This is a genomic window from Actinomadura chokoriensis (assembly GCF_039529475.1).
GTDB classification, from domain to species: Bacteria; Actinomycetota; Actinomycetes; order Streptosporangiales; family Streptosporangiaceae; genus Spirillospora; species Spirillospora bangladeshensis.
Genome location: NZ_BAAAMW010000022.1, coordinates 1 through 25,822 on the forward strand (window position 1 = coordinate 1; position 25,822 = coordinate 25,822).

Consider the following 25,822-nt stretch of genomic DNA (forward strand, 5'->3'; position numbering starts at 1 on the left):
GGCCGCCGTCCCGCCGGACCCGCCGGACCCGCCGCCCGGCGGCCGAGCGCGGTCGCGCTCGGCCTCGGCGGGCCGGGCGGGGTCGTCGTCCGGGACGGCAGGCCGGCGGGTGCGGGACACGGCGCGGCCTAGAGCGCTTCCGGGCCGGTCTCGCCGGTGCGGACGCGGACGACCGTGTCGACCGGCACCGCCCACACCTTGCCGTCCCCGATCTTGTCGGTGCGGGCGGCGCGGACGATCACGTCGATGATGTCGTCGGCGTCGTCGGCGTCGACCAGGACCTCGATCCGGAGCTTGGGCACCAGGTCGACCTGGTACTCGGCGCCCCGGTACACCTCGGTGTGCCCCTTCTGCCGCCCGTAGCCGCTGGCCTCGCTGACGGTCATGCCCCTGACCCCGAAGGTCTCCAGGGCCTTCTTGACCTCGTCCAGCTTGAACGGCTTGATGACCGCCGTGATGAGCTTCATCCCTACGCCTCAACCTTCTTCGCCGGGGCGGCGGGCGCCGCCGCGGTCGCCCCGGAGCCGATGCCCGCGCGGATCGTGCCGAAGTCGTAGGCGGTCTCCGCGTGCGCCGTGCTGTCGATGCCGGCGGCCTCGTCGTCGGCGCTGATCCGGAAGCCCATCGTCAGGTCGATGGCCTTCGCGATCAGGAAGGTCACGGTGAACGAGTAGGCGAGCGTCGCGAGGACGGCGACGGCCTGCTTGCCGAGCAGCGCGAACCCGCCGCCGGCCAGCAGCCCGTCCGCGCCCGCGTCGTTGACCGCGGTGGTGGCCAGCAGGCCGATGAGCAGCGCGCCGACGATGCCGCCGACCATGTGGACGCCGACCACGTCGAGCGAGTCGTCGTACCCGAGCCGGTACTTGAGCCCGACCGCGAACGCGCACACCGCGCCGGCGACGAGGCCGAGGGCGATGGCGCCGAGCGGGGTGACGAACGCGCAGGCCGGGGTGATGGCGACCAGTCCGGCGACGACGCCGGAGGCGATGCCGAGCGTGGTGGACGCGCCGTCGCGCAGCTTCTCGACGGCGATCCAGGCGAACGCGGCGGCGCAGGTCGCGGCGAGCGTGTTGATGAACGCGACGGCCGCGGTGGCGCCGGCCGACAGGGCCGATCCGGCGTTGAACCCGAACCACCCGAACCACAGCAGGCCGGCGCCGAGCAGGACGAACGGCAGGTTGTGCGGGCGCATCGGCTCCTTCGGCCAGCCCCGGCGCTTGCCGAGGACGAGCACGAGCGCGAGCGCCGCGACGCCGGCGTTGATGTGGACGACGGTGCCGCCCGCGAAGTCGAGCGCGCCGAGGTCGAACAGCCACCCGGACTTGCCGCCGTCCTGGCCGTCCGACCACCACACCCAGTGCGCGATCGGGAAGTACACGAGCGTCGCCCAGACCAGGGTGAACACGACCCACGCGCCGAACTTGGCGCGGTCGGCGACGGCGCCGCTGATCAGCGCGACGGTGATGATGGCGAACGTCGCCTGGAAGGCCACGAACACCAGTTGCGGGATGCCCGTGCCGTCGCCGGCCGTGGCGGCCTTCTCCAGGCCGACGAGCCCCCAGTCGCCGAACCCGCCGATGACCGGGCTGAGCGGGCCGCCGTCGCCGAACGTGAGGGAGTAGCCGTAGACCACCCACGCCATGCCCACCACGGCGATGCTGACGAAGCTCATCATCATCATGTTGAGCACGCTCTTCGCGCGGCTCATGCCTCCGTAGAAGAAGGCGAGCCCGGGTGTCATCAGCAGGACGAGCGCGGTGCTCGTCAGCATCCATGCGGTACTACCGCTATCGATCTTCATCTCTGGGACAGTCCCTCCTCGCCAGGGAACTTCGAACTGCTCAGAGACTCGACCTCGGCGGTTTCGCGCACGGGGCCCCCGCGTTTCGCGGGTGTGAAAACCCACCCCGGGGTGTTTCGCAGGTGTTTCTAAATCCTCACATGCCGCTTTTGGTCATTGAATGGTTGATTTCAGTCGCCCAGGATCGCGTCGACGAACGCCTCCGGCTCGAACGGCGCGAGGTCGTCCGGCCCCTCGCCCAGCCCGACCAGCTTCACCGGGACGCCGAGCTCCCGCTGCACCTGGACGACGATGCCGCCCTTCGCGGTGCCGTCCAGCTTCGTCAGGACCACGCCCGTCACGTTCACGACCTCGGCGAACACGCGCGCCTGCTGCATGCCGTTCTGGCCGGTCGTCGCGTCCAGGACGAGCAGGACCTCGTCCACCGTCGCCTGCTTCTCCACGACGCGCTTGACCTTGCCCAGCTCGTCCATCAGCCCGGTCTTGGTGTGCAGCCGGCCCGCGGTGTCGATGATCACCACGTTGACCTTGGACTCGATGCCCTGCTTCACCGCGTCGAACGCGACGCTCGCCGGGTCGGCGCCCTCGTCCTTGCGGACGACCTGCGCCCCGACCCGCGTACCCCAGGTCTCCAGCTGGTCGGCGGCGGCGGCGCGGAAGGTGTCGGCGGCGCCGAGCAGCACCGTGTTGCCGTCGCCGACGAGGACGCGGCCGAGCTTGCCGCAGGTGGTGGTCTTGCCGGTGCCGTTGACGCCGACGACCATCAGCACGGCCGGGCGGTCGCCGTGCGCCTCGGTGCGCAGCGAGCGGTCCAGGTCGGGGCCGATCTGCTTGACCAGCTCCTCCTTCAGCAGCTCCCGGACCTCCGCCGGGGTGCGGGTGCCGAGCACCTGGACGCGGGTCCGCAGGTCGTCGGTGACCTGGCGGGCCACGGAGGTGCCCATGTCGGCGGTGATCAGGGTGTCCTCGATCTCCTCCCAGGCGTCCTCGTCGAGCGTGTCGCGCGACAGCAGGCCGAGGAGGGTCTTGCCGAAGGTGTTCTGGGAGCGCGCGAGCCGCGCCCGCAGCCGGACCAGCCGCCCCGCGCCCGGCGGCGGCTTCTCGATCTCGACCGTGGGCCGCGGCGCCGGCACCTCCGTCGGCGGCGCCCGCTCGATCGTGGGGGCCCCGGCCTCCGCCTCGTCGGCGGCGGTCGCGCCGCCGGTCCGTTCCGGCGGCCGCTCCACCGGCGGGCGCGGGCGTGTGCGGCGCGGCCGCAGCAAGGTGATGCCGCCGATGATCAGTGCGACGGCGGCCAGCGCGGCGATGACGATCAGATATTCCATAGCCCCCTCAGCTTTTCATGTCCGCCGCGGGGGGTGTGTCCGGCCTGGGAGCGATGCCCGTTCGGAGGATCCCCATTCGCCGGCGCACGGCGTTCTTCGGCCGCGGCGGGCTCAGTCGCGCAGCCGCTGGCTGACGACCTGGGTGACGCCGTCGCCGCGCATGCTGACGCCGTAGAGGGCGTCGGCGCCCTCCATGGTGCGCTTCTGGTGGGTGATGACGATCAGCTGGGACGACTCGCGCAGCTCCTCGAACACGGTGATGAGCCGCTGCGTGTTGGTGTCGTCCAGCGCGGCCTCGACCTCGTCCAGGACGTAGAACGGCGACGGGCGCGCCTTGAACACGGCCACGAGGAAGGCGATGGCGACCAGGGAGCGCTCGCCGCCGGACAGCAGCGACAGCCGCTTGACCTTCTTGCCGGGCGGCCGGGCCGCGACCTCGACGCCGGTCGTGAGCATGTCGTCGGGCTCGGTCAGCGACAGGCTGCCCTCGCCGCCGGGGAACAGCCGCGCGAAGATCCGCTCGAACTCGCGGGCGGTGTCCTCGTAGGCGGTGCCGAACACCTCCTGGACGCGGTCGTCGACCTCCTTGACGAGGCCGAGCAGCTCCCGCTGGGTCTTCTTGAGGTCCTCCAGCTGCGAGGTGAGGAACGCGTGCCGCTCCTCCAGCGCCGCGAACTCCTCCAGCGCGAGCGGGTTGACCTTGCCGAGCTGGTTGAGCTGCCGCTCGGCGGCCTTGGCGCGCTTCTCCTGGACCGTCCGGTCGTAGGGGGCGGGCTGCGCGTCCTCCCCTTTCTCCGGGTCGGGCGGGACGAGCTGGTCGGGGCCGTACTCGGCGACGAGCGACTCGACCTCCAGCCCGAACTCCTCCAGGGCGCGCTGCTCGTACTGCTCCAGCCGGAGCCGCTGCTCGGCGCGGGCGACCTCGTTGCCGTGCACGACGTTGACCAGGCGCTCCAGGGTGGCCGACAGCTCGCGGACCTGCGTCCGGACGACCTTCAGCTCGGCCTCGCGCGCGGCCTTGGCCTGCTCGGCGGCCTCGCGGCGGCGGACGGCTGCGGCGAGGGAGTGCTCGATGCGGTCGAGGGCCGTCCGGGCGCCCCGGTGGACGGCCTTGGCGGTCCTCGCCTGCTCCTCCCGGCGGGCGCGGCGCTGGGCGGCGCGGGCGCGTTCCTCGCGCTCGCGGCGGGCGCCGCGCTCCAGGGCGTCGGCGCGGCCGGAGATGGCCTGGACGCGCTCCTCGGCGGTGCGCACCGACAGCCGCGCCTCCATCTCGGTCGAGCGCAGCTCCTGGACGCGGGCGTTCAGCTCGTCGCGCGCCTCGGTGTCGTGCCCGGCCTCGTCGGCGACCTCGGCGGCCTCCTCCGACTCGGCGAGCCGCATCGCCAGCTCCTCGGCCGCCTCGGTGTCGCGCTCCAGCGACTCGTTCGCGGCGTCGAGGGCCTTGGTGAGCCGCTCCACCTCGCCGCGCGCGGCGCGGGCGTCGGCCTCCAGGCGGGCGGCGCGCTTGGCCTCCTGCGCGGCCTGCGCGTCGAACTCGCGCAAGCGCGCGCGGACGCGGTCAAGCTCGCTCTGGGCCTGGTTGACGCTCGACTGGGCCTCGCCGGCGGCGGTCTCCGCGGCCTCCAGCGCGGTCTGGGCGGACTGCTCGCGCTCCATCGACGCGCTGAGCTCGTCGGCGGCGACGCCTGCCGCGGTCTCCGCGGCGGCGAGGTCCTCGGTGGCCTCGTCGAGGGTCGCGCGCATCTGCAGGAGGCTCTGCCCGCCTCCGGCGGCGCCACCCTGGGCCCAGTGCGCGCCGACGAGTTCGCCTTCACGGGTGACGGCGCGCAGGGACGGCTCCCGGCGGACGAGCGACGCGGCGGCGGGCACGTCGTCCACCACGGCCACGTCCCGCAGGAGGTGCTCAAGGGCCGGCCTCACGGTGCCGGGGACGGTCACCGCGTCGATCGCATAGTCGACGCCCGCCACCCGCGCGGACGGTACCGCCGCTCCCCCGCCGACGAGCAGCCCGGCACGTCCGGCGTCGCGGGAGCGCAGCAGCGCCAGCGCGGCCTCGGCAGTGTCCAGGGAGCCGACGGCGATGGCCTCGGCGGCGTTGCCGAGCGCGGCGGCGACCGCCGTCTCGTATCCGGGGCGGACGTTCAGCAGGGACGCGACCGTGCCCAGCACGCCGTCGAGCGTCCCGTCCGCGCCCGCCGACAGCAGCGCCTCGCCACCGTCGGCGGCGCTGGCGAGCGTCAGGTTCAGGGCCTCAATCCGGGCCTGCAGCGCCGCGACCCGCTTCTGCGCGGCCTGGTCGGCGGACCGCGCCGACGCCACGGCGCCCCGCGCCTCCTTCAGCGCCCGGCGCGGGCCGTCCACGGCCGAGCGCGCGGCCTCGGCGGCGTCCTTGGCGGTGGCGAGGGCCTCCTGCGCGACCTCGTGCTCGGCGGCGAGCGCCGGGTCCTCGACGACCTCGGCCTCGAACGCCTCGAACTCCACCCGGGCGTCCTCGGCGCGCTGCTCGGCCTCCTCGCGGGCCTCGGTGAGCCGCCCGATCTCCGACCGCCCGGCCTGCGCCTTGCTGCGCAGCGCCTCGACCCGGCCGCGCGTCCGCGCCAGCTCCTCGCGGCGGTCGGCGGCGGCGCGCGCGGCGGCCTGCAGGCGGCGCTCCTCGGCGGCGAGGGCCTCCTCGACGCCGGTCCGCTGCTCCACGGCGTCGGCGAGGCCGTCCTGCGCCTCGTCCAGCGCGGCGCGGAGCATCTCCTCCTGCTCGCGGATCTCGGCGGCCTCGCGCTCCATGTCCTCGGGGTCGCGGCCGCGCCGCTCCTCCTCGCGCGCCTCGGCGGCGTTGCGGTGCCGCTCGGCGGCGAGGTCGGCGACGCCCCGCAGCCGCTCCTTCAGCGCCGACAGCCGGAACCAGGTGTCCTGGACCTGCGCGAGCCTCGGCGCCTGCTCGGCCTCCTCCGCCTCCAGGACGCCCTCGCGCTCCTGGGCCTCGGCCAGCGCCCGCTCGGTCTCGGTGCGGCGCTCCCGGATCGCGGCCTCGTCGGCGGCCTCCTGCTCCAGCTTCGTCCGCAGCGTGACGAGGTCGTCGGCCAGCAGCCGCAGCCGCGCGTCGCGCAGGTCGGCCTGGATCACCGCGGCGCGCCGCGCGATCTCGGCCTGCTTCCCGAGCGGCTTCAGCTGCCGCCGCAGCTCACCGGTCAGGTCTTGGACGCGGGTGAGGTTGCCCTGCATCGCGTCCAGCTTGCGGAGCGCCTTCTCCTTGCGCTTGCGGTGCTTGAGGACGCCGGCGGCCTCCTCGATGACCGCCCGGCGGCCCTCGGGGCCCGAGTGCAGGACGCGGTCGAGCTGCCCCTGCCCGATGATGACGTGCATCTCGCGGCCGATGCCGGAGTCCGACAGCAGCTCCTGGATGTCCAGCAGGCGGCACCCGTCGCCGTTGATCGCGTACTCGCTCGACCCGGACCGGAACATCAGCCGGCTGATCGTCACCTCGGTGTAGTCGATCGGCAGGGCCCCGTCGGAGTTGTCGATCGTCAGCACGACCTCGGCGCGGCCGAGCGGCGCCCGGTTCGCCGTGCCCGCGAAGATGACGTCCTCCATCTTGCCGCCGCGCAGCGACTTGGCACCCTGCTCGCCCATGACCCAGGCCAGCGCGTCCACGACGTTGGACTTGCCCGACCCGTTCGGCCCCACGACCGCCGTGATCCCCGGCTCGAACTTCAGCGTGGTGGAGGACGCGAAGGACTTGAAGCCGCGCAACGTCAAGGTCTTCAGGTACAAACCCTCGCCATCCTCCCTGCTCCGCGCCGGTGCCGGACGCCGGGCGCGCCCCGTCCGGCGCCCGACCGCAACGCTAGAGGCTATCGCGTGCCTGCGCCGACGGCCCCGGCGTCGGCCGCACCGGCCGCCGCACCCCGTCAGATGCCGCAATTCCACAGATCAACACGGAACGGCCATATTCGGCCCGACCGAAAGAGGGGGAACCTTTACCGCATCTTGAACGAATCGGGCCACGGGACGGGCCGGCGTCGTGCGCCGAAGACGCCCCCGCGACACGGGCTAATAGGCGACACTCTCCGGAACCGGAGCAAAGTCTGCCGACCCGATGACCAGGGAATTCAAAGCCCGGTGCAGCGATGAGGGCGCCGTTCTCCCCCGTGGCGCCCTCGCGAACGACCCGACGGCGAGCCCGGCATTGCGACCGTTGCACGGAGCCGAGCGTCCGCCGCATCCCACCGAGCCGGACCGTGACAGCCGCGACCGGCCCGGGGATCGAAGATTCAGAGGCCCAGCGCCGCCGGTAGTAGCGGCGTCTGGGCCTGGAGTTCTAAGCTCGGCCTCCCGCCGACCTCAGCGTTGCGATCGCGTCCGAAGGCAAGTTCGAGCCTGCGAGAACTTGATCGCGCAGCGAGCCCCTGGGCGAGCCGGAGCGATGCCGGCGATCGCCCTTTGCTCGACGATGGAGGGCCGCCAGGCCCGAAGGAGGAGAGCAAAGAATGAGTACAGCGCCGATCAGGTCAGCGCGGGTTCGCGGTCCTTGACCGCAAGGGACATCACATCGTCGTCCGGCGCCGTCGCGAGCGCGTCGTTCTCCGCCTGAAGCCGTACGAGCTCGGCTTCCAGATCACGTACGCGCTGCTGCAGGCGCCGCATCTCCGCGACCATCCGGGGGTCGGGACCGCCGACGTGGCCGAGTAGAGCCTTCGCCATGACTAAGGGTCCTCCACGCTGAGTAACCAGCAGGGATCGCGCACGATAATCAACTGAAGTCGGTGCGCGTATCGTCTAGAGTCGCACCGGCCGGTGTCCTGGTCAAGCCGCACATCACAGGCCGGTAACAACCTTCCTCTACTAGTTTAGCAGGTGCGAACCGGAACGCCCTACCCGGTCACCGCTCCAGAAAACCGGCGGCCTCGCCGCGCGCCCCGCTCCACCGCTCGGTCACGCCCGTGACCTTGCCCGGACGCCCGGCGCCGTCGCCGCCCAGCAGTTCGAGCAGGCGCAGGCACTTGTCGCGCGGCCCCTCCGCCACGACCTCGACGCGTCCGTCGCTCAGGTTCGTCGCGCTGCCGGCCAGGCCGAGCTCCAGCGCCCGCGACCGCACCCACCAGCGGAACCCGACGCCCTGGACGCGTCCGCGCACCCAGGCGGTGAGCCGCACGATCTCCTCGTCGTCCATCACGCTCCGGAACCCTAGTAGCGCGCCCGCCTCGGGCGCGGCTGGCACACCGGGCAGCTGTAGGACGAGCGGTTCATGAACTCGTCGCGGCGGATCGCGGTGCCGCAGCGGCGGCACGGCTCGTCGCGGCGGCCGTAGGCGTCCAGCGACCGCTCGAAGTAGCCGCTCTCGCCGTTCACGTTGACGTAGAGGCTGTCGAACGACGTCCCGCCGACGGCGAGCGCGGCCCCCATGACGTCCCGTGCGGCCTCCAGGACGCGCGCGGCCTCCGCCCGCGTCATCGTGTCGGTCGGCCGGGCCCAGTGCAGCCTCGCGCGCCACAGCGCCTCGTCGGCGTAGATGTTGCCGACCCCGCTGATCAGCGACTGGTCGAGCAGCGCCCGCTTGATCCCGGTCTTGCGGCGGCGCAGCGCGCGGAAGAACGCCTCGGCGTCGAAGGCGTCCTCCAGCGGGTCGGCCGCGATGTGCACGATCGGCTCCGGGACGGGCGAGCCGGCGCCGGACGCGTCCGGGACGAGGTCGGCGAGCATGAGGTGCCCGAACGTCCGCTGGTCGACGAAGCGCAGGTCGTGGCCGCCGTCCTCGAACAGGACCCGGACCCGCAGGTGCTTCTCGCGCTCGCGGCCGGGCTCCCCCACGAGCAGCTGCCCGCTCATGCCGAGATGCGCCAGCACCGCCTCGGACCCGTCGTCCAGCGGGATCCACAGGTACTTGCCGCGGCGGCGGGGCGCCCGCATCGTGCGGCCGGCGAGGCGCGCGGCGAAGTCCGCGGGGCCCGCCGCGTGGCGGCGCACCGAGCGGGGGTGCAGGACCTCGGCGGACGCGACCGCCCGCCCGGCCGTCCAGCGCTCCAGACCGCGCCGGACGACCTCGACCTCGGGCAGCTCAGGCACCGGCCTGGGCCTCCTGCGCGGCCGGTCCGCTCGGCTCGCCCTGAGCCTCGGCCTGAGCCTGGGCTTGGGCCTCGGCCTGCTCCGCGGCCTCCCGCTGCACGACGATCGCGCGGATCTCGTTCCAGGCGGCCTCGGCGGCGTGCTGCTCGGCCTCCTTCTTGCTGCGGCCCTCGCCCGACCCGTAGGTCTTGCCGCCGACCCGCACCGACGCGCGGAACGTCTTCTGGTGGTCGGGGCCGCTCTCGGCGACGTGGTACTCGGGGACGCCGAGCTCCTCCACCGCCGTGAGCTCCTGCAGCGAGGTCTTCCAGTCGAGCCCGGCGCCGAGCCCCGCCGACCGGGTGATCAGCGAGTCGAACAGCCGGTGCACGAGCGCGGACGCCTCGTCCAGGCCGCGGTCCAGGTAGACGGCGCCGATCAGCGCCTCCAGGGTGTCGGCCAGTATCGACGCCTTGTCGCGGCCGCCGGTGCCCTCTTCGCCGCGGCCGAGCCGGATGTGGGCGCCGACGCCGAGGCCGCGGGCGACGCCCGCGAGGGCGCGCATGTTCACCACGGCGGCGCGCAGCTTGGCGAGCTGCCCCTCGGGCAGGTCGGGGTGGCCCCGGAACAGGGTGTCGGTGACGACGAGCCCGAGCACCGAGTCGCCGAGGAACTCCAGGCGCTCGTTGGTGGGCAGGCCGCCGTTCTCGTAGGCGTACGAACGGTGCGTCAGCGCCCGTTCGAGCAGGTCGCCGGTCACTTCGACGCCGAGCGCCGCGGTCAGTTCCGCGGGATCCGGCGTGGGTGCGCTCTTCTTGGCGCTCACGGGCCCTCCTCGCAGGCCGTGCACCGCGCATGGCGCGGTCGCTGGAGCGGCGCGCCGGCCGCAGCGGCCGGGACGGCGAGGACGCGCGGCGAGGAGGAGGTCCGCGAAGACGAGGTGCGCGCCGGTCTGCTGATCCCGGCGTGCACCACGGCTCCGGGCGCGGGCTCCGCGCCGGTCACCACGCCGACGTCGCGCGCCGGGGTGGTCGGGGTGGGAAGTCGGTCCCGCACCGTGGGGGGCGGGCCGCGCCGCGCGCGGATCCGCCCCCCAGGATGCGAGAAGACTCAGGCCGACGGGGCGATGACCTGCCGCCGGTCGTAGGTGCCGCATGTCGCGCACGCGGTGTGCGGCAGCTTGTGGTCGCGGCACGTCGGGCACTCGACCAGGTTCGGCGCCGCGGTCTTCCACTGCGAGCGCCGGTGCCGCGTGTTGCTGCGCGACTTCTTCCGCTTGGGGACGGCCACGTCAGCCCTCCTGCTTTCCTTCTCGTCGGTCGGATCCACGGAAGCCGGAGCTTCCGTTCCCCCTTTCGGGGGAGTCCGGCGCCATGTCGCCGGCAAGGTCCCGCAGCGCCGCCCACCTGGGGTCGGCGACGTCGTGGTGGTGCCCGGGCTCGACGTCGGCGAGCCGCGCACCGCAGTCCGGGCACAGGCCCGGGCAGTCGTCCCGGCACAGCGGGGACAGCGGCAGTGCGAGCAGCACCGCGTCCCGCAGGACCGGTTCGAGGTCGATGAGGTCGCCCTCGAGGCGGAGCTCGTCGTCGTCGGCGTTCCCGCCCGAGCGGGTGTCGTCGTAGACGAAGAGCTCCTGGAAGTCCGCCTCGAAGGTCGAGGCGATCGGGTCGAGGCAGCGGGAGCACTCCCCCCGGAGGGGGACCGTCGCCGTGCCGGTGACGAGCACCCCCTCGAGGACCGCTTCGAGCCGGAGGTCCAGCTCGATCGCGGCGCCTTCGGGGACGCCCACCATCTCGACGCCGAAGTTCTCCGGTGCCGGCACGGTCAGGCGCTCCTCCCGCGACGACCCGGGTTGCCTGCCAAGAGCTCGGGTGTCGAGCACGAGAGGGGCGTTGGGGTCGAGGCGAGTCAGCGGATTCCTGCTTCCGTGAGGCATGGTGAACGGCGGCCGCCGGTGATGGCCGATGTCCCAGGGTACCGTCCCCGGGGCACTGCCCCAACTCGCGGCGGTCAGCCCTGCTGCTGGAGGCGTTCGACCAGCCGGTCGTGGACGCTGTCGGGGACGAGCCCGGAGATGTCCCCGCCGAACTTCACGACCTCCTTCATGAGGCTGGACGACAGGAACGCGTACTCCGGGTTCGTCGCCATGAACAGCGTCTCCACCCCGGCTATCCGGTGGTTCATCTGGGCCATCTGCAGCTCGTACTCGTAGTCGCTGACGGCCCGCAGCCCCCGGACGATGACCGGGATGTCCTGTTCCTTGCAGTAGTCGACGGTGAGCCCGTAGAACTTGTCCACCTTGACGTTGCCGTACTCCCGCGTGACCTCCTCGATCATGTCGGCGCGCTCGTCCACGGTGAACAGGCTCTTCTTGTTCTTGTTGATCAGCACCGCGACGACCACCTCGTCGTACAGACGGGAGGCGCGGCTGATGATGTCGAGATGCCCGTTGGTGACGGGGTCGAACGATCCCGGACAGACGACACGGCGCACGACGCGAACCCCTTCGGTCCCGGTTTCTGACCTGCGGCGTGAACGTACCAAATCCCATTCGGCCCGGTTTCACCCGGGACCGGCACACCGTGCCCGGTCCGTTCCCGCCCGGGTCCCGGTTCAGTCGCCCAGCGCGTCGATGATCTTCGCGGCGATCGGGCCGGACTCGATGCCGTAGCCGGGCGCCTCGGTCATCACCGCGACCGCGTACTCCGGGTCGCTGCGCGGCCCGAAGCCGATGAACCAGCGGTCGTTGTAGGAGGCGCCCTCGACGTCGGCGGTCCCGGTCTTGCCGCCGAGGATGGACGTGCCCCTCAGCGTCTTGCCGGTGCCCCGCTGGACGACGGCCTTCATCATGTCCCGCATCTGCTTCGCCTGGTCGGCCGTCAGCGCGCGCGACATCCGCTTCGGCGCGATGGTGTCGACCGTGGAGCCGCTGGGGGCGCGCAGCTTCTCGACGAGGTGCGGCTGCATGACCTCGCCGTCGTTGAGGACGGCGCCCGCCACCATCGCCATCTGGAGCGGGGTCGCGACCGTGCTGCCCTGCCCGATGGAGCCGAGCGCGCTGAGCACCGGCTGGTCCGTCGTGGGGAAGGAGCTGGCGGCGCTCAGCAGCCCGTCGGCGTACTCGATCCGGTCGCCGAACCCGAACGCGCCCGCCGCCTTGTGGACGGCGGCGTTGCCGGGCTCCTCCGCACCCATGTAGGCGAACGTGGTGTTGCAGGACTGCGCGTACGCCTCGATCAGCGGGATCTGCGGCAGGTCGCAGGAGCCGCCGATGTCGCCGGCGTCGTTGCTGATCGGCTGCCCGCCGCGCGGCGGCTGGTAGCTGCGCCCGGCCTTGACCCGCGTGTCCTCGCTCGCGCCGGCCTCCAGGGCCGACGCGGCGACGACGGTCTTGAACGTGGAGCCGGGCGGGAACAGCTCCCGGGTCGCCTTGTCGAGCAGCGGCTTGAGCTTCTCCGCGTTGAGCCGCTCGAAGGCGCTCTCGGCCTTGTCGCCGTCGAGGGTCGAGACGTCGTTGGGGTCGTAGGAGGGCGTCGAGGCCATCACCAGCACCGCGCCGGTGTCCGCGTCCAGGACGACGGCCGCCGCGCGGCGCGCGCCGGCGGACCGCAGCGCCTTGTAGGCGACGCGCTGCGCCTTGACGTCGACGGTGGCCTCGACCGTCCCGCCGGGGACGTGGTTGCCGATGATCTTGTCGACGAGGTTCCGGGTGGCGAGGCGGTCGTCGGTGCCGTCGAGGAAGTGGTTCTGGGCCTCCTCGATGCCGGTCTGGGAGAACACCGAGAAGTAGCCGGTGATCGGCGCGAACACCGGGCCGTCGGCGTAGTGGCGCTGGTAGCGGTCGCCATCGGTCTTCTCCGACCAGGCGAGCCGCTCGCCGTCCGCGGTGATCGGCCCCCGGTCGATCTTGAAGCGGTCCTGCAGCCGGCGGGCGTTGAGGGAGTCGTCGCGGAGGTCCTGCGCCTCGAAGCCCTGGACATAGGTGATGTTCGCCATCAGCGCGACGGCCATCACCAGGGCGACGACCCAGGTACGTCCCACCGCGCGGTCGATCCCGGGCTTCATGGGCATGCCTTTACCCGATCTCCTCCCGTGTCAACGGCCCTCCGCGCGGCCGTACCAGAAAATCGCCTCGCCGTAGCGGCGGTCGCGCTCGGCCTCGTAGCCGTCCGGCCAGCGCAGCGCGGGCCCGCGCGCGGCGCGCTCCACGACGACCAGCGCGTCCGGGGCCGCCCAGCCGTGGTCGCGGAGGTCCTCCAGCAGGCCGGTGACGGACGCGTCCGCGAGCGCGTACGGCGGGTCGGCGAAGATCAGGTCGTAGGGCTCGCCGGGCTTCCCGCGGACGAGCCGCTCCACCTTCTCCGGAGTCGGGACGGCGCCGGGCAGCCCGAGCGCCTCGGCGTTCTGCCGGATGACCCGGATCGCGCGCGGATGCGACTCGACGAGCAGCGCGTGCGCGGCGCCCCGGGACAGGGCCTCGAACCCGACCGCGCCCGATCCGGCGTACAGGTCGGCGACGCGGAGGCCGTCCAGCGGGCCGAGCAGGGCGAGGACGGTGGAGAACAGGCCCTCCCTGGCGCGGTCGCTGGTCGGCCGGGTGTCCCGGCCCGGCGGGGCGCTGAGCCGCCGGCCGCCCGCGCTGCCCGCGATGATCCGCGTCATGCCTTCTCCAGGAAGTCGGCGCGGTCCTCGTCCAGGAGCGAGGACAGGACGGTGGCGAGGCCGGGATGGTCCTTCAGGTCGGGGTCGGCCTCGACGAGCGCCGTCGCCTCCTCGCGGGCGTCGCGGATGACGTCCTCGTCCCGCTGGAGGGTGAGCAGCCGCAGGCTGGACGCGCGCCCGGCCTGCGCGGCGCCCAGCACGTCGCCCTCGCGGCGCTGCTCCAGGTCGAGGCGCGACAGCTTGAATCCGTCGGTGGTGGACGCGACCGCGTCGAGCCGCTCGCGGGCCTTGCTGCCGGGTTCGGCGTCGGTCACGAGCAGGCAGAGGCCGTGCAGGGAGCCGCGCCCGACGCGGCCGCGCAGCTGGTGGAGCTGGGACACGCCGAACCGGTCGGCGTCCATGATGACCATGACGGTGGCGTTGGGGACGTCCACGCCGACCTCGATGACCGTGGTGGCGAGCAGGACGTCCAGGTCCCGCTCGGTGAAGCGGCGCATGACCGCGTCCTTCTCGTCGGGGTGCAGCTTGCCGTGCAGGACGCCGATGCGCAGGCCGGACAGGAGCTCCTCCAGCTTCGGGAGCACCTCCATGATGCCGAGCGGCGACCTGCGCTCCCCCTCCTCCGCGGCCACGGCGTCGCCCTCGTCGCCCTCCTGCTCGCCGATGCGCGGGCAGACGATGTAGACCTGCCGCCCCTTCGCCGCCTCCTCCTTGATGCGCTCCCAGATGCGCGCGAAGAACGCGGGCCTCTCGGGCGGCACCACGTGGGTCTGGATCTCCGACCGCCCGGCCGGGAGCTGCCCCAGGACCGACGTCTCCAGGTCGCCGAAGACCGTCATCGCGACCGTGCGCGGGATCGGCGTCGCCGTCATGACCAGCACGTGGGGGCGCCCGCCGCCGACCTTCTCGCGCAGCGCGTCCCGCTGCTCGACGCCGAAGCGGTGCTGCTCGTCCACGACGACGAGGCCGAGGTCGGCGAACTGGACGCTCTCCTGCAGCAGCGCGTGCGTGCCGACGACGATCCCGGCGGCGCCGGACGCCGCGTCCAGCAGCGCCTCCTTGCGCGCCTTCGCGCCCTGCGACCCGGTCAGCAGCGCGACCCGGGTGGCGTTGTCCGCGCCGCCGATCTGCCCGCCCAGGGCGAGGTCGCCGAGCATCCCGGTGATCGACCGGTAGTGCTGCTGCGCGAGGACCTCGGTCGGCGCCAGCAGCGCCGCCTGCCCGCCCCCGTCGACGACCTGCAGCATCGCCCGCAGCGCGACGATCGTCTTGCCGGCTCCGACGTCGCCTTGGAGGAGGCGGTGCATGGGGTGCTCTTCGGCGAGGTCGGCGGCTATCTCGTCGCCGACGTGGCGCTGGCCCTCGGTGAGTTCGAAGGGGAGCCGCGCGTCGAACTCCGCCTGGAGGCCGCCGAAGGCCGGCGGGCGCGGCTTGGCCGGAAGAGCGGCGGCGGCGAGGCGGCGCTGGGCCAGGGCGATCTGGACGACGAACGCCTCGTCCCACTTGAGGCGCTTCTTGGCGCGGCCGAGCTCGTCCCAGCTCTTCGGGCGGTGGATGCCCTCGTACGCCTCGCGCAGGCCGATGAGGTTGCGCCGCTTCAGGAGGGTCTCGGGGACCGGGTCGGCGGGCAGGTCCAGATGCGTCAGGACGGTCTCGACGGACGTGCCGATCGTCTCGATGGGCAGCGCCTTCGTGGACGGGTAGATCGGGATGATCTCGTCGGCCCACTCCTGCGCGGCCTGCTCGGCGCTCCGCTCGTGGACGACCTTGTACTGCGGGTGGGTGAGCTGCCGGACGACGTTCCCGCTGCGCGGCCGGTAGGTGCTGATCTTCCCGGCGAACAGCCCGCGGGTGCCGGGCGACAGCTCCTTCTCGGCCCGGTAGGAGCCCTTGCGGCCGAAGAAGCTGAGCTTGAGCTGCCCCGTGCCGTCGGTGACGGTGATCTCCAGGACGTAGCCGGGGCTGCGCGTCAGCGTGCGGCCCTGGACCTTGACGACCTCGGCCATGACCGTGACGTGCTCGCCGTCCTCCAGCCCGCTCAGCCGGGTCAGCTCACCGCGGTGGGCGTAGCGGCGCGGGTAGTGGTGCAGGAGGTCGCCGACCGTGCGCAGGTCGAGGCCCTTCTCCAGGGCCTTGGCCGTCTTGTCGCCGAGGACCTTGCGCAACGGCTCGTCGAGATTCGCCACGCACTCTTTTCTAGCCCATGGGGACGACGGGGCATCACTCAACGCCGATGAGCAACGGATATCGTTCCTGGCCGCCGTCGTAGACGCCGACCTCCACATCGGGGTGGTCGCGGCGGAGGTGCTCTTCGAGGGCCTCGGCGAGGCCGGCCGGGGCGTGGGCGCCGGTGATCAGCGTGACGAGTTCGCCGCCGCCCGACAGCATCCGGTCCAGGACGCTGCGGGCCACCTCCCCGACGCCGGCGCCGGCGCCGATCGTCGCGACGTCCCCCTCGATCAGGCCGAGGACGTCGCCCGGCTGGCACAGCCCGACGCTCGTCACGGCCTCCTGCCCGGCGACCTCCAGATGGCCGAAGCGGGTCGCGCCGGCGGCCCGGGTCATCTCGATGACGTCCTCGCCGAAGCGGCGCAGCGGGTCGTGGACCGCCAGCGCCGCCATCCCCTGGACGGACGCCTTCGTCGGCACGACCGCGATCCGCGCGCCGGCGTCCCGCGCGCGCTCGGCGGCGGCCTCGGCGAGCGCCAGGACCTCGGGCTCGTTCGGCAGGACGGCCACCTCGTCGCCCGCCGCGAGGATCGCCTCCGCGAGCACCGCGAGCGGCGGCATCGCGCCCGGCTCCCGGCGGACGACCCGCGCGCCGCACCCCTCGAACAGCGCGGCCAGCCCGTCGGCGGCGGTCACGGCGATCACCGCGCGGCCGGCGTGCGGGGCGTGCGGCTCCCCCGGCGCCGCGTGCAGGTGGCTCACCCGGATCCGGTGCGGGCGCCCGGCCGCCATGCCCGCCTCGATCGCGGCCCCGGCGTCGTCCACGTGGACGTGGACGTTCCACAGGCCGTCACCGCCCACCACGACGAGCGAGTCGCCGAGGGCGTCGAGCGTCGCGCGCAGGGCGCCGACGGCGTCGTCGGGCGCGTCCAGCAGGTACATGACCTCGAAGCCGGGGCCCCGCGGTTCCGCGCGCTCGGGGACGATCGGCGCCGTCCCGGCGGCGCGGCCGGGCACCTCGTACCGCTCGGGGTACTCCTCGGTGACCACGGCGGCCAGCGCGTCGAGGACCACGCACAGCCCGGCGGCGCCCGCGTCGACCACGCCGCTGCGGGCGAGCACGTCCAGCTGCCCGGTGGTCCGGCGCAGCGCCCGCCGGGCTCCCCCGGCGGCGGCCCGGCACGCGTCGGGGAGCCCGGACCCCGTGCACGACGCGGCGGCCTCGGCGACGACGCTCAGGATCGTCCCCTCCACGGGATGCTCGACGGCGCCGCGCGCCAGCCCGGACGCGTGCCGGAGGGCCCCCGCGAACGCGGCGCCGTCGGGCGGCGCCTCCAGCGGACCGAGGACGTCCGCCAGGCCGCGGAGCACCTGGCTGAGGATCACGCCGGAGTTGCCCCGCGCGCCGAGCAGCGCGCCCCGCGCCAGCGCCCGCCACGTCTCGGCGGGGTCCGCGCCGCCCGGCAGCTCGTCCAGCGCGTCCGCCGCCGCGATCACCGTCAGGTGCAGGTTGGTGCCGGTGTCGCCGTCGGGGACGGGGAACACGTTGAGCGCGTCGATCTCGCTCCTGGTGCGGCCGAGGGCCTCCGCCGCCAGCCGGCACCAGCGGCGCACCGCCGCCGCGTCGAGCACCTCGCCCAAGGACCCGCTCCCCTGCTCGTCCGGCCGCCGGCGATTCGCCTACCGGCGGGCTGTCGGCTAGTCTGGTCCGCGCGCCTCTTTCCGAGGCGCCCATCAGTGAGCACCCATGATGCCCGGCCCGCCCGTCGGCGGCACCGGGCGGCGCTCCGGCCAGAGCATCGACACCACTTGGAGTTTCCCGTGGCTTCCGTCTGCGACGTCTGCGGCAAGGGACCCGGTTTCGGCATGCGCGTCTCCCACTCGCACCGCCGCACCCCGCGCCGCTGGAACCCCAACATCCAGCGCGTGCGCGCCGTCGTGAACGGCAGCACCAAGCGCATCAACGCCTGCACGTCCTGCATCAAGGCCGGCAAGATCGTCAAGCCTGCGGTCTGACCCGGTCCGGGCGGCGAGCCCGCGCACGACCTTCGGAGTCGGCTCATCGGAACCTCGATGAGCCGACTTTTTCATGCCCGGAGGCGGGTCAGCGGCGGTAGCGCCAGGCGTGGTCGACCGGGCCGATGCCGGCGCCCAGCGGGAAGCCCGCCGCGATCGCGCCCGTCACGTACTCCTTGGCCTTCGCCACCGCCGCGGGGACGTCCTCGCCCAGGGCCAGGTTGGACGCGATGGCGGAGGCGAGGGTGCAGCCGGTGCCGTGGGTGTGGCGGTTGTCGTGCCGGGGCGCGGTGAAGCGGTGCTCGTGCTCGCCGTCGAAGAGGAGGTCGGCGGGCTCGCCCGGCAGGTGGCCGCCCTTGATCAGGACCCACTCGGGGCCGAGCGCCTTGACGGCCTCGGCCGCCTCGCGCAGGCCGGACTCGTCCACCACCTTGACACCGGTCAGCTGCTCCACCTCGTAGAGGTTGGGGGTGACGACGGTCGCGGCCGGGAGCAGGGTCGCGCGGACGGCGTCGACGGCGTTGGGGGCCAGCAGCGAGTCGCCGTGCTTGGAGACGCCCACCGGGTCGACGACGGCGGGCGCGTCGGAGGACGCGATGGCCGCGGCGACGGTCTCGACCAGCACCGTGGACGCCAGCATCCCCGTCTTGAGCGCGTGCACGCCGATGTCGGACAGGACGGAGTCGAGCTGCGCGCGCACCGCCTCGGGCGGCAGCTCCCAGTAGCCCTGGACGCCGAGGGAGTTCTGCGCGGTGACGGCGGCGATGACGCTCATCCCGTGGACGCCGTGGGCGAGCATGGTCTTCAGGTCCGCCTGGACGCCGGCGCCGCCGCCGGAGTCCGAGCCGGCGATGGTGAGCACGAGCGGCGGGGTCTGGGGCGAGGACGGGGTACGCGGCATACCGCCCACCATAAGGCGCTCTGACCGGTTCGGCGATTCGTCAGACGAGGGCGCAGGGGAGCTTGTTCAGGATGCAGGAGGACGGCTTGGAGGCCGGGCCGCGCGCGGTGAACACGATCCTGACCTCGGCGCCCGGAGCGATCGCGTCGCGGCCGCGGACGAACGGGACGGTGCCGGTCCGGACGACGGTGGCGCCGCTGATCGCGGTGACCGAGGCGCCCTTGATCTTGAAGGCGAGCGCCCACCCGGTGACGGGCTGCGCGCCCTGGTTGGCGATGGTGGCGGTGGCCTTGAAGCCGCCGGGCGTCTTGGCGACGGCGCGGAAGGCGACGACGAGGCCGTCGGCGCGGGCCGCGCCGCGGCCGGCGCGCTCGCCCGGGCCGCGCTGGGAGACCTGGCTGTCGCGCGGGTTGGTCACGGTGTCGCGGGGGGCGCCGCCCGCGAAGTTGAGCGATATCTGCTGCGTGCTCAGCGCGTAGGAGACGATGCCGACCGCGATGACGAGCGCGACGATCGGCAGCAGCGGGAGCGGCAGCATGGAGACGAACCTGGTGAAGCCGCGTCCGCGGGCGGGTTCGGCGAGGGCCGCCCGCGGCCCGTCCGGCGGTTCAGGGGGCTCGTCGGGAGCGGAGGCGGGGGCGCCGGGGTAGTCGCCCGGGTAGTCGCCGGGGAGCGGGTCGAACCGGTAGCCGCCGGGCGGCCCGTGCTGGCGCTCCGCGGCGGGCGGCGGGCCCGGTCTGGGCCGCTCGTACGACGACACGAACACCCGGTCGTCGGTCGGCCCGGAGAACGCCTCGTAGGAGGGGTCGAAGGACGGGTCGAAGGGAGCCCCGTAGTACGGCCCGCGGGACGCCGGGGCGCCCGGAGCGGGTTCGTCGTCCGGTGGCTCGTGCCTCGTGTGTCGTCCCATCCCATCCTTCTTCGATCACAGGATGTATACCAAACCCGTACCAAACCTGCCTACCGGATGCGTCAACGCACACGGCTGTACGCGGTCCGCGCGGGGGCCGTTCAGACGGCGAAGTGATCCCAGGCGCCGGAGGGCGGTTCGCGTCCGTCCACGCGCACTCCCGATCCCGTCGTCACGACGCCGATGCGCGACCAGGACGGCGGCGCCGAGCCGGGGAACGTCCCGGCGAACGCGTGGTCCTCGCCGCCGGTGAGCGCGTGCCGCAGCCCGTCCGGCCCGAGGACGTCCGGGACGGGCACGGACGCCGAGTCGATCTCGATCCGGACGCCGCTCGCGTCGGCGATGTGCCCGAGGTCCTGGACGAGCCCGTCGCTCACGTCCAGCAGCGCGGTGGCGCCGTGGGCCCTCGCCTCGCCGCCGGCGCCGTAGGGCGGTTCGGGGCGCCGGTGCGCGGCGATCAGCTCCTGCGCCCCGGCGCGCCCCTCGGTGAGCAGTTCCAGCCCGGCGGAGGCGAACCCGAGCCGTCCGCGGACGGCCACGACGTCGCCCGGGCGCGCCCCGGACCGGGTGAGCGGCGCCGCGCCGCCGAGGTCGCCGAGCGCGGTGACCGCGAGCATGATCTGCGGCGCGGAGACGACGTCGCCGCCCGCGACGGACGCCCCCGCCTCGCGGCACTCGTCGGCGAACCCGTCGTAGAGCCGCTCGGCCCAGCCGGTCTCGGTCCCGGCCGGCGCCGCGAAGCCGATCAGGAGCGCGGTGGGCCGGGCGCCCATCGCGACGACGTCGGCGAGGTTCTGCGCGGCGGCCTTGCGCCCGATGTCGTAGGGGCCGGACCAGTCGCGGCGGAAGTGCCGCCCCTCCACCAGCAGGTCGGTGGTGGCGACGACGCGCCCGTCCGGCGCGGCGACGACGGCCGCGTCATCGCCGGGGCCGAGGCGGACCGCCGGGCCCTGCGGCAGCCGCCGCGTCAGCCGGCCGATCAACCCGAACTCGCCCAGCTCGCCGATCGTGCCCATCCGCGCCCGTCCCCCGTGTTCCGCCTGTTCGGCCCGCCTCCGCGCGGCACCCGGGACCCCGGGCCCCCGTCGCGGCGCGTAACACGATACGGTGAACCGTCCGACGGTTGATTCTCCGCTTGGGGAGGACGTGATGGTGCAGGCCTACATCCTCATCCAGACCGAAGTCGGTAAGGCCGCCGAGGTGGCGGGCCACATCTCCGGCGTGACGGGTGTCACCCTGGCGGAGGACGTCACGGGTCCCTACGACGTGATCGTCCGAGCGGAGGCGCGCAATGTCGACGAGCTGGGCAAGCTCGTCGTGGCGCAGATCCAGTCCGTGGAAGGCATCACCCGTACCCTCACCTGCCCGATTGTCCACATCTAAAAGGCGGTTGCCGGGGGGCCTGGGGGGTCGTCCCCCCAGACGGACAGGGCCGTTGCCGGGGGGCCTGGGGGGTCGTCCCCCCAGGCGAACGTGGCTGTTGCCGGGGGCGGTGCTCGCCGGGGTGGCGGTGCTGGCGGCGGCCTGCGGCGGCGGTGCCGTGCAGGTGCCCGTGCCGAGCCCGGACGCGGCCGGCAGCCGGCTGTGCGAGGGTCTGCGGCTGCCCGAGAAGGTGCACGGGCAGGAGCGCCGCGACACCTCCCCGAGCTCGCCGCTGACCGCCGCGTGGGGGTCGCCCGCGATCGCGCTGCGCTGCGGCGTGCCGCGCCCGGCCGCGCTCCGGCCCACGTCCCAGCTGGTGACGATCAACGGGATCGACTGGTTCGGCACGCCCACCGACCGCCCGGTCACGTGGACGGCGGTGGGCCGCCAGGCGTACGTCGAGATCACCGTGCCGCCGAAGTACGACCCGGCCGGGGACGTGCTGATCGAGCTGGGGCCGTCGATCAAGGCGACGATCCCGGCCAAGCCCGAGGGCCAGATCTGATCACCAGATCGGGACCGGGCTCTCCCCGCGCGGGTAGTAGCCGGGGATCGGCTCGCCGGACGCGGCCCGCTCCAGGCGCCGCTTCATCCCGTCCGACAGCACGTCCGCCTTCATCATCTCGACGAACACGGAGGTGACGTTGCCGAGGTCGAACCAGTCGCGCTGCCACGACCACTGCCGGTTCCCGGCGTACCGGAACCAGGACCCGCCGATGCCGAGGACCTCGTAGGGCGTCCCGTCGGGGCGGCTGGCGTCGGCGACCTGCTTCCAGAACCCGACGACCTCGCCCTTCACCTCGTCGACGAGGATGCTCTGGTAGGGGTACGTCCAGCCGTCGAGGCCGCCCATCTCCAGGCCGAGCGCTATGTCGCGGATCTCGTCGCGGCCGACGGCCATGAAGTCCTGGTTCGGGCCGATGTTCCAGCCGTAGGTGGCGTCCTCGGTGTAGAGGTCGGCCAGCGGACGCCAGTCGCCGGCCTCCTCGCAGCGGCGGTTCTCGGCCAGCCAGTGCTCGACCATCGCGTCGAGCTCGTCACGGGGGAACGCGGGCATCATGTCTCCAGCAGTGTGAGGGCCTGGGTGGGGCAGTAGCGGACGGCGGCGGCCACCTCGGCGCGCCTGTCCTCGGGCGGCTCGGGGTCCAGGACGCGCACCTTGTCCTTGTCCGGGCCCTTGTCCGGGACTTCGAAGACGTCGGGGGCCTCCAGCTCGCACATGGCGTGGCCCTGGCAGAGGTCCAGGTCGGCCTCGATCCTCACCGGCGCCTCCTGCGGTACCGGACGGCGCACGGCTGGGCGAGCTGGACGACCATCTTGGAGTGGTCGTTGCGGTAGGTCTCGGGCGGCTGCGCGGGCTCGAACTCCCAGTCCCGCAGCAGCACCGAGAAGATGGCCTTGAGCTGCATCATCGCGAAGTTCGCGCCGACGCAGCGGTGCCGTCCGGCGCCGAACGGCACCCACGTCCAGCGGTTGAGGAGGTCCTCCTCGCGGGGCGCGATGTAGCGGTCGGGGACGAACGCGTCCGGGTCGGGGAAGTCGCTCTCGATCCGGTTGGAGACGGCGAGGCTGCAGCCGACCATCGTCCCGGCGGGGATGCGGTGGCCGCACACCTCCTGGTCGGACTGCGCGACCCGCAGCAGCAGGATCAGCGGCGGGTGCAGGCGCAGCGCCTCCTTGATCGCCGACTCCAGCTTCGGGATGGCGCGCAGCGCCTGGAACGACACCTCGCGGCCGTCGTCGTACAGCTCGTCCAGTTCCGCGACGACGCCGTCGAGCACGCCGGGGTGGCGGAGCAGCTCGATGAGCGTCCAGGCGGCGGTGCCGGACGTGGTGTGGTGCCCGGCGAACATCATCGAGATGAACATGCCGGTGACCTGGTCGGCGTCGAACTTGAGCGTGCCGTCGGCGTCCTTGATGGACATGAGGACGTCGAGGAGGTCGCGGTCCTCCTTGGGCGGCTTCGGTGGGCGGCTGTCCATGATCCCCTGGACGAGCCGGACGAGCCCCGCCCGGGCCGCGTCGCGCTTGTGGAAGCTCTCGATGTCGGCGTACGGGTCGACGTAGGCGATGGCGTCGGTGCCGCGCTCCAGGTCGTGGTACAGGTCGGCGAACCGGCGGTCGAGCTGCTCGCGGAACTTGCGCCCGATCAGGCAGGCCGACGAGGTGTAGATCGTCAGCTCGGCGAAGAAGTCGAGCAGGTCGATCTCGCCCTCGTCGCCCCATCCGGCGACCATCCGGTCGACCTCGGCGGAGATCGTCGCGGCGTGGCCCTTCATGAACGAGCCCTTGAGCGCCTGGTTGTGCAGGGCCTCGCGGCGCTGCTCGGGGGTGGCGTCGAACACCACGCCCTCCCCGAAGATCGGCGTCATGAACGGGTACGCCTCGGCCTGGTCGAGCACCTCGTCGGGGGCGCGGAAGAAGAACTCGTTGGCCTCGGCGCCCGACAGCAGGACGACGCGCCGCCCGGCGAGGACGAACTCGCCGACGTCGCCGCACTCGTCCCGGACGCGGCGCATCAGCCCGATCGGGTCGGTGCGCAGCTCCTCCAGATGGTCGGGGCCGCCCGACACGACGCGCGGCTCCACCAAAGCGGTCATGATTCCTCCAGGGGGGCTTCGGGCTGCACTTCGACGAGCCGGAGATGGGCGCCGCGCGGCGTCGCGACGATCGCGGCGACGGCGGCGGCGACGTCGGACGGGCGCAGGAAGTAGGGGTGGCGGGCGTGGCCCCACTTCGCCCAGTCCTCCAGGACGGCGCCGGTGGTGCCGGCGTCCCACGTCATGCCCATGCCGGTGGCGGTGGGGCCGGGCCGGACGATGGACGCGCGTACGCCCGTCCCCTCCAGTTCCATCTGCATGGTGCGGGCCATGCCCTCGACGCCGTTCTTGGCCGCGACGTAGGCGCCCGTCCAGGAGCGCGGGATGGGGACGGTGTCGGACGAGATGAACACGATGTCGCCGCGCCGCCGCTCCACCATCTGCGGGACGAAGTGCGACACGAGCCGGTGCGCGCCCACGAGGTGGACCTGGATCTGCGCGAGGAAGTCGTCCGAGTCGAGTTCGTGGAGCCGCTTGGCGGACAGGTCGCCGGCGCTGGAGACGACGACCTCGATCGGGCCGAGCGCGTCGCCCGCCGCCGCCGCGAACGCCTTGACCGAGTCGGAGTCGGCGATGTCGAGGGGGTGCGCGAACGCCTCTCCCCCGCCGGCCCGGATCGTCGCGGCCAGCTCCTCGCACTTCTCGGCGCGCCGCGCGCCGAGCGCGACCGGGTGGCCGGCCGTCGCCAGCGCCGTGGCCGTGGCCGCGCCGATGCCGGACGAGGCGCCGGCCACCACGGCCGGGCGCCGCTCCGGATGGGGGTCGAACCGGGGCATCTACCGCACCTCCACGTGCACGGGCAGGGCCGCGAACCCGCGGACGTTCACCGAATGCACCCGCTCGGCCTTCGCGAAGTCGACCTCGTAGGAGGCGACCCTCCGCACGAACTCGGTCAGCGCGATGCGCGCCTCCAGCCGGGCGAGGTTCGCGCCGAGGCAGAAGTGCCGCCCGCCGCCGAAGCTGACGAGCTGGGAGGTGTCGCGGTCGAGGTCGTAGGCGTCGGCGTCCGCGAACACGCGCGGGTCGCGGTTGGCCGATCCGACCAGCAGCAGCACCCGGTCGCCCTCGGGGACGCGGCGGCCGTGCAGCTCGACGTCCTTCACGGCCTTCCGGGCCAGCATCTGGCTGGAGGTGTCGTAGCGGAGCGTCTCCTCCACCCAGTCGTCGACCCTTGCGGGGTCGGCCAGCGGCTTCGCCGCCTCGGCGGGGTTGCGCGCGCCCCAGTACAGGGCGTTGGCGAGCAGCTTCGTCGTGGTCTCGTTGCCGGCGACGACCATCAGGAACAGGAACGCGATGATCTCGGTGTCGTCCAGCCGGTCGCCGTCGATCTCGGCGTCCAGCAGCGCGGACGTCAGGTCGCCGGACGGCGTGCGGCGCCGCTCGGCGACCATGTCCTGGTAGTAGCCGACGAGGGTGAGGGCCGCGTCCATCCCGGCGGGCGGGACGTCGTTGAGGCCCTCCTCCCGGTGGACGACGGTGTCGGCGAGCCGGCGCACCTCCGCGCGGTCGGCCTCGGGGACGCCCATCATCTCGGAGATGACGTCCATGGGCAGCAGGCCCGCGAAGTCGGCGACGAAGTCGAACTCGCCCTTCTCCAGGGCGGGCTCCAGGTGCCGCAGCGTCAGCGCCCTGATGCCGTCCGCCATCTCCTTGACGCGCCGCGGCGTGAAGCCCTTCGACACGAGCGCGCGCATCCGGGTGTGCCGCGGCGGGTCGAGTGCGAGGAACGACATCGTCCGGTGCGCGTGCGGGCCCCAGGCGCTCGGCTCCAGGGAGACGCCGTGCGAGCTGGAGAACGTCGCGTGGTCGCGGAAGGCCGCCGCGACGTCGGCGTGCCGGGACAGCGCCCAGAAGCCGAGCTCGTCGTTGCGGTAGACGGGCGCCTCCTCGCGGAGGCGCTCGTAGAAGGGGTAGGGGTCTTCATGGACGGCGTAGTCGAACGGGCTGTAGGAGACCTGCGCGGCAGGGTCCACGGCC

26 protein-coding genes are annotated in these 25,822 nt (G+C 73.3%); 3 read left to right on the forward strand and 23 right to left on the reverse strand.

The features are described 5' to 3' along the window. Positions 1-128 precede the first annotated feature (128 nt). The 15 genes from ABFX46_RS33490 to ABFX46_RS33560 form a co-directional block, all read right to left on the reverse strand. The gene (locus tag ABFX46_RS33490; RefSeq protein WP_067632136.1) at positions 129-467 is read right to left on the reverse strand and encodes a P-II family nitrogen regulator; all 339 of its coding nucleotides are present in this window, start codon (positions 465-467) and stop codon (positions 129-131) included. Between the two features lie 2 nt (positions 468-469). Next, on the reverse strand, positions 470-1,801 hold the full coding sequence (locus tag ABFX46_RS33495; RefSeq protein WP_346047936.1) for an ammonium transporter: 1,332 nt from the start codon (positions 1,799-1,801) through the stop codon (positions 470-472). 170 nt (positions 1,802-1,971) lie between these two features. Then, the gene (gene ftsY / locus ABFX46_RS33500) at positions 1,972-3,126 is read right to left on the reverse strand and encodes a signal recognition particle-docking protein FtsY (protein WP_346047937.1); all 1,155 of its coding nucleotides are present in this window, start codon (positions 3,124-3,126) and stop codon (positions 1,972-1,974) included. A gap of 111 nt (positions 3,127-3,237) precedes the next feature. Continuing rightward, positions 3,238-6,894, reverse strand: coding sequence for a chromosome segregation protein SMC (smc, locus tag ABFX46_RS33505; RefSeq protein WP_346047938.1), 3,657 nt, complete (start codon positions 6,892-6,894; stop codon positions 3,238-3,240). A gap of 732 nt (positions 6,895-7,626) precedes the next feature. Continuing rightward, positions 7,627-7,824: a hypothetical protein gene (locus ABFX46_RS33510; protein ID WP_083946295.1), complete on the reverse strand. Its 198-nt coding sequence runs from the start codon at positions 7,822-7,824 to the stop codon at positions 7,627-7,629. Between the two features lie 178 nt (positions 7,825-8,002). Then, on the reverse strand, positions 8,003-8,293 hold the full coding sequence (locus tag ABFX46_RS33515) for an acylphosphatase (RefSeq protein ID WP_346048057.1): 291 nt from the start codon (positions 8,291-8,293) through the stop codon (positions 8,003-8,005). Between the two features lie 14 nt (positions 8,294-8,307). Next, complete coding sequence (gene mutM, locus ABFX46_RS33520) at positions 8,308-9,186, reverse strand: bifunctional DNA-formamidopyrimidine glycosylase/DNA-(apurinic or apyrimidinic site) lyase (RefSeq protein ID WP_346047939.1); 879 nt, start codon at positions 9,184-9,186, stop codon at positions 8,308-8,310. Then, positions 9,179-9,991: a ribonuclease III gene (gene rnc, locus ABFX46_RS33525; protein ID WP_346047940.1), complete on the reverse strand. Its 813-nt coding sequence runs from the start codon at positions 9,989-9,991 to the stop codon at positions 9,179-9,181. Before rnc ends, mutM begins: the two co-directional genes overlap by 8 nt. A 284-nt stretch (positions 9,992-10,275) precedes the next feature. Further along, complete coding sequence (rpmF, locus tag ABFX46_RS33530; RefSeq protein ID WP_067632153.1) at positions 10,276-10,455, reverse strand: 50S ribosomal protein L32; 180 nt, start codon at positions 10,453-10,455, stop codon at positions 10,276-10,278. A gap of 1 nt (position 10,456) precedes the next feature. After that, positions 10,457-11,101 carry a YceD family protein gene (locus tag ABFX46_RS33535; protein ID WP_131936914.1) on the reverse strand — a complete coding sequence of 215 codons (645 nt, stop codon included), beginning with the start codon at positions 11,099-11,101 and terminating at the stop codon, positions 10,457-10,459. A 74-nt stretch (positions 11,102-11,175) separates the two neighbouring features. Then, positions 11,176-11,658: a pantetheine-phosphate adenylyltransferase gene (gene coaD / locus ABFX46_RS33540; protein ID WP_346047941.1), complete on the reverse strand. Its 483-nt coding sequence runs from the start codon at positions 11,656-11,658 to the stop codon at positions 11,176-11,178. A 120-nt stretch (positions 11,659-11,778) separates the two neighbouring features. Then, positions 11,779-13,236: a penicillin-binding transpeptidase domain-containing protein gene (locus ABFX46_RS33545; protein ID WP_346047942.1), complete on the reverse strand. Its 1,458-nt coding sequence runs from the start codon at positions 13,234-13,236 to the stop codon at positions 11,779-11,781. A gap of 24 nt (positions 13,237-13,260) precedes the next feature. Further along, positions 13,261-13,827 (reverse strand): 16S rRNA (guanine(966)-N(2))-methyltransferase RsmD, encoded by a 567-nt coding sequence (gene rsmD / locus ABFX46_RS33550; protein ID WP_346047943.1) that lies wholly within the window; start codon positions 13,825-13,827, stop codon positions 13,261-13,263. Next, positions 13,824-16,055: an ATP-dependent DNA helicase RecG gene (gene recG / locus ABFX46_RS33555; protein ID WP_428831339.1), complete on the reverse strand. Its 2,232-nt coding sequence runs from the start codon at positions 16,053-16,055 to the stop codon at positions 13,824-13,826. The genes rsmD and recG overlap by 4 nt, the downstream gene beginning before the upstream one ends. Beyond that, entirely contained in the window at positions 16,048-17,628 is a 1,581-nt protein-coding gene (locus ABFX46_RS33560; protein ID WP_346048059.1) for a DAK2 domain-containing protein, read from the reverse strand. Before ABFX46_RS33560 ends, recG begins: the two co-directional genes overlap by 8 nt. Positions 17,629-17,817: 189 nt before the next feature. Here ABFX46_RS33560 and rpmB point away from each other — a divergent pair, with 189 nt between their 5' ends. Continuing rightward, positions 17,818-18,012 carry a 50S ribosomal protein L28 gene (gene rpmB / locus ABFX46_RS33565; RefSeq protein WP_346047945.1) on the forward strand — a complete coding sequence of 65 codons (195 nt, stop codon included), beginning with the start codon at positions 17,818-17,820 and terminating at the stop codon, positions 18,010-18,012. Between the two features lie 88 nt (positions 18,013-18,100). Here the strand turns inward: rpmB and thiD are convergent, their stop codons facing one another. The 3 genes from thiD to ABFX46_RS33580 form a co-directional block, all read right to left on the reverse strand. After that, positions 18,101-18,913, reverse strand: a complete 813-nt coding sequence (gene thiD, locus ABFX46_RS33570; protein WP_346047946.1) for a bifunctional hydroxymethylpyrimidine kinase/phosphomethylpyrimidine kinase — start codon at positions 18,911-18,913, stop codon at positions 18,101-18,103. 40 nt (positions 18,914-18,953) lie between these two features. Then, on the reverse strand, positions 18,954-19,823 hold the full coding sequence (locus ABFX46_RS33575) for a cellulose binding domain-containing protein (RefSeq protein WP_346047947.1): 870 nt from the start codon (positions 19,821-19,823) through the stop codon (positions 18,954-18,956). 101 nt (positions 19,824-19,924) lie between these two features. After that, positions 19,925-20,839: a thiamine-phosphate kinase gene (locus tag ABFX46_RS33580; RefSeq protein ID WP_346047948.1), complete on the reverse strand. Its 915-nt coding sequence runs from the start codon at positions 20,837-20,839 to the stop codon at positions 19,925-19,927. 133 nt (positions 20,840-20,972) lie between these two features. Here ABFX46_RS33580 and ABFX46_RS33585 point away from each other — a divergent pair, with 133 nt between their 5' ends. Both ABFX46_RS33585 and ABFX46_RS33590 read left to right on the forward strand, forming a co-directional pair. Continuing rightward, the gene (locus ABFX46_RS33585; protein WP_131936931.1) at positions 20,973-21,206 is read left to right on the forward strand and encodes an Lrp/AsnC ligand binding domain-containing protein; all 234 of its coding nucleotides are present in this window, start codon (positions 20,973-20,975) and stop codon (positions 21,204-21,206) included. Positions 21,207-21,303: 97 nt separating this feature from the next. Further along, the gene (locus tag ABFX46_RS33590) at positions 21,304-21,750 is read left to right on the forward strand and encodes a DUF3515 domain-containing protein (protein ID WP_346047949.1); all 447 of its coding nucleotides are present in this window, start codon (positions 21,304-21,306) and stop codon (positions 21,748-21,750) included. On the opposite strand, the gene ABFX46_RS33595 is transcribed toward ABFX46_RS33590, so the two are convergent. Genes ABFX46_RS33595 through ABFX46_RS33615 form a run of 5 tightly spaced genes read right to left on the reverse strand, consistent with a single transcriptional unit; the run spans position 21,751 to position 25,818 of the window. Continuing rightward, positions 21,751-22,305: a nuclear transport factor 2 family protein gene (locus ABFX46_RS33595; RefSeq protein WP_346047951.1), complete on the reverse strand. Its 555-nt coding sequence runs from the start codon at positions 22,303-22,305 to the stop codon at positions 21,751-21,753. Further along, a complete protein-coding gene (locus tag ABFX46_RS33600) occupies positions 22,302-22,508 on the reverse strand; it encodes a ferredoxin (RefSeq protein ID WP_346047952.1) in 207 nt (68 codons plus the stop codon). Before ABFX46_RS33600 ends, ABFX46_RS33595 begins: the two co-directional genes overlap by 4 nt. Continuing rightward, positions 22,505-23,845 (reverse strand): cytochrome P450, encoded by a 1,341-nt coding sequence (locus ABFX46_RS33605; RefSeq protein WP_346047953.1) that lies wholly within the window; start codon positions 23,843-23,845, stop codon positions 22,505-22,507. The genes ABFX46_RS33600 and ABFX46_RS33605 overlap by 4 nt, the downstream gene beginning before the upstream one ends. Continuing rightward, positions 23,842-24,621: an SDR family oxidoreductase gene (locus ABFX46_RS33610; RefSeq protein WP_346047954.1), complete on the reverse strand. Its 780-nt coding sequence runs from the start codon at positions 24,619-24,621 to the stop codon at positions 23,842-23,844. The genes ABFX46_RS33605 and ABFX46_RS33610 overlap by 4 nt, the downstream gene beginning before the upstream one ends. Further along, a complete protein-coding gene (locus ABFX46_RS33615) occupies positions 24,622-25,818 on the reverse strand; it encodes a cytochrome P450 (RefSeq protein WP_346047955.1) in 1,197 nt (398 codons plus the stop codon). Positions 25,819-25,822 lie beyond the last annotated feature (4 nt).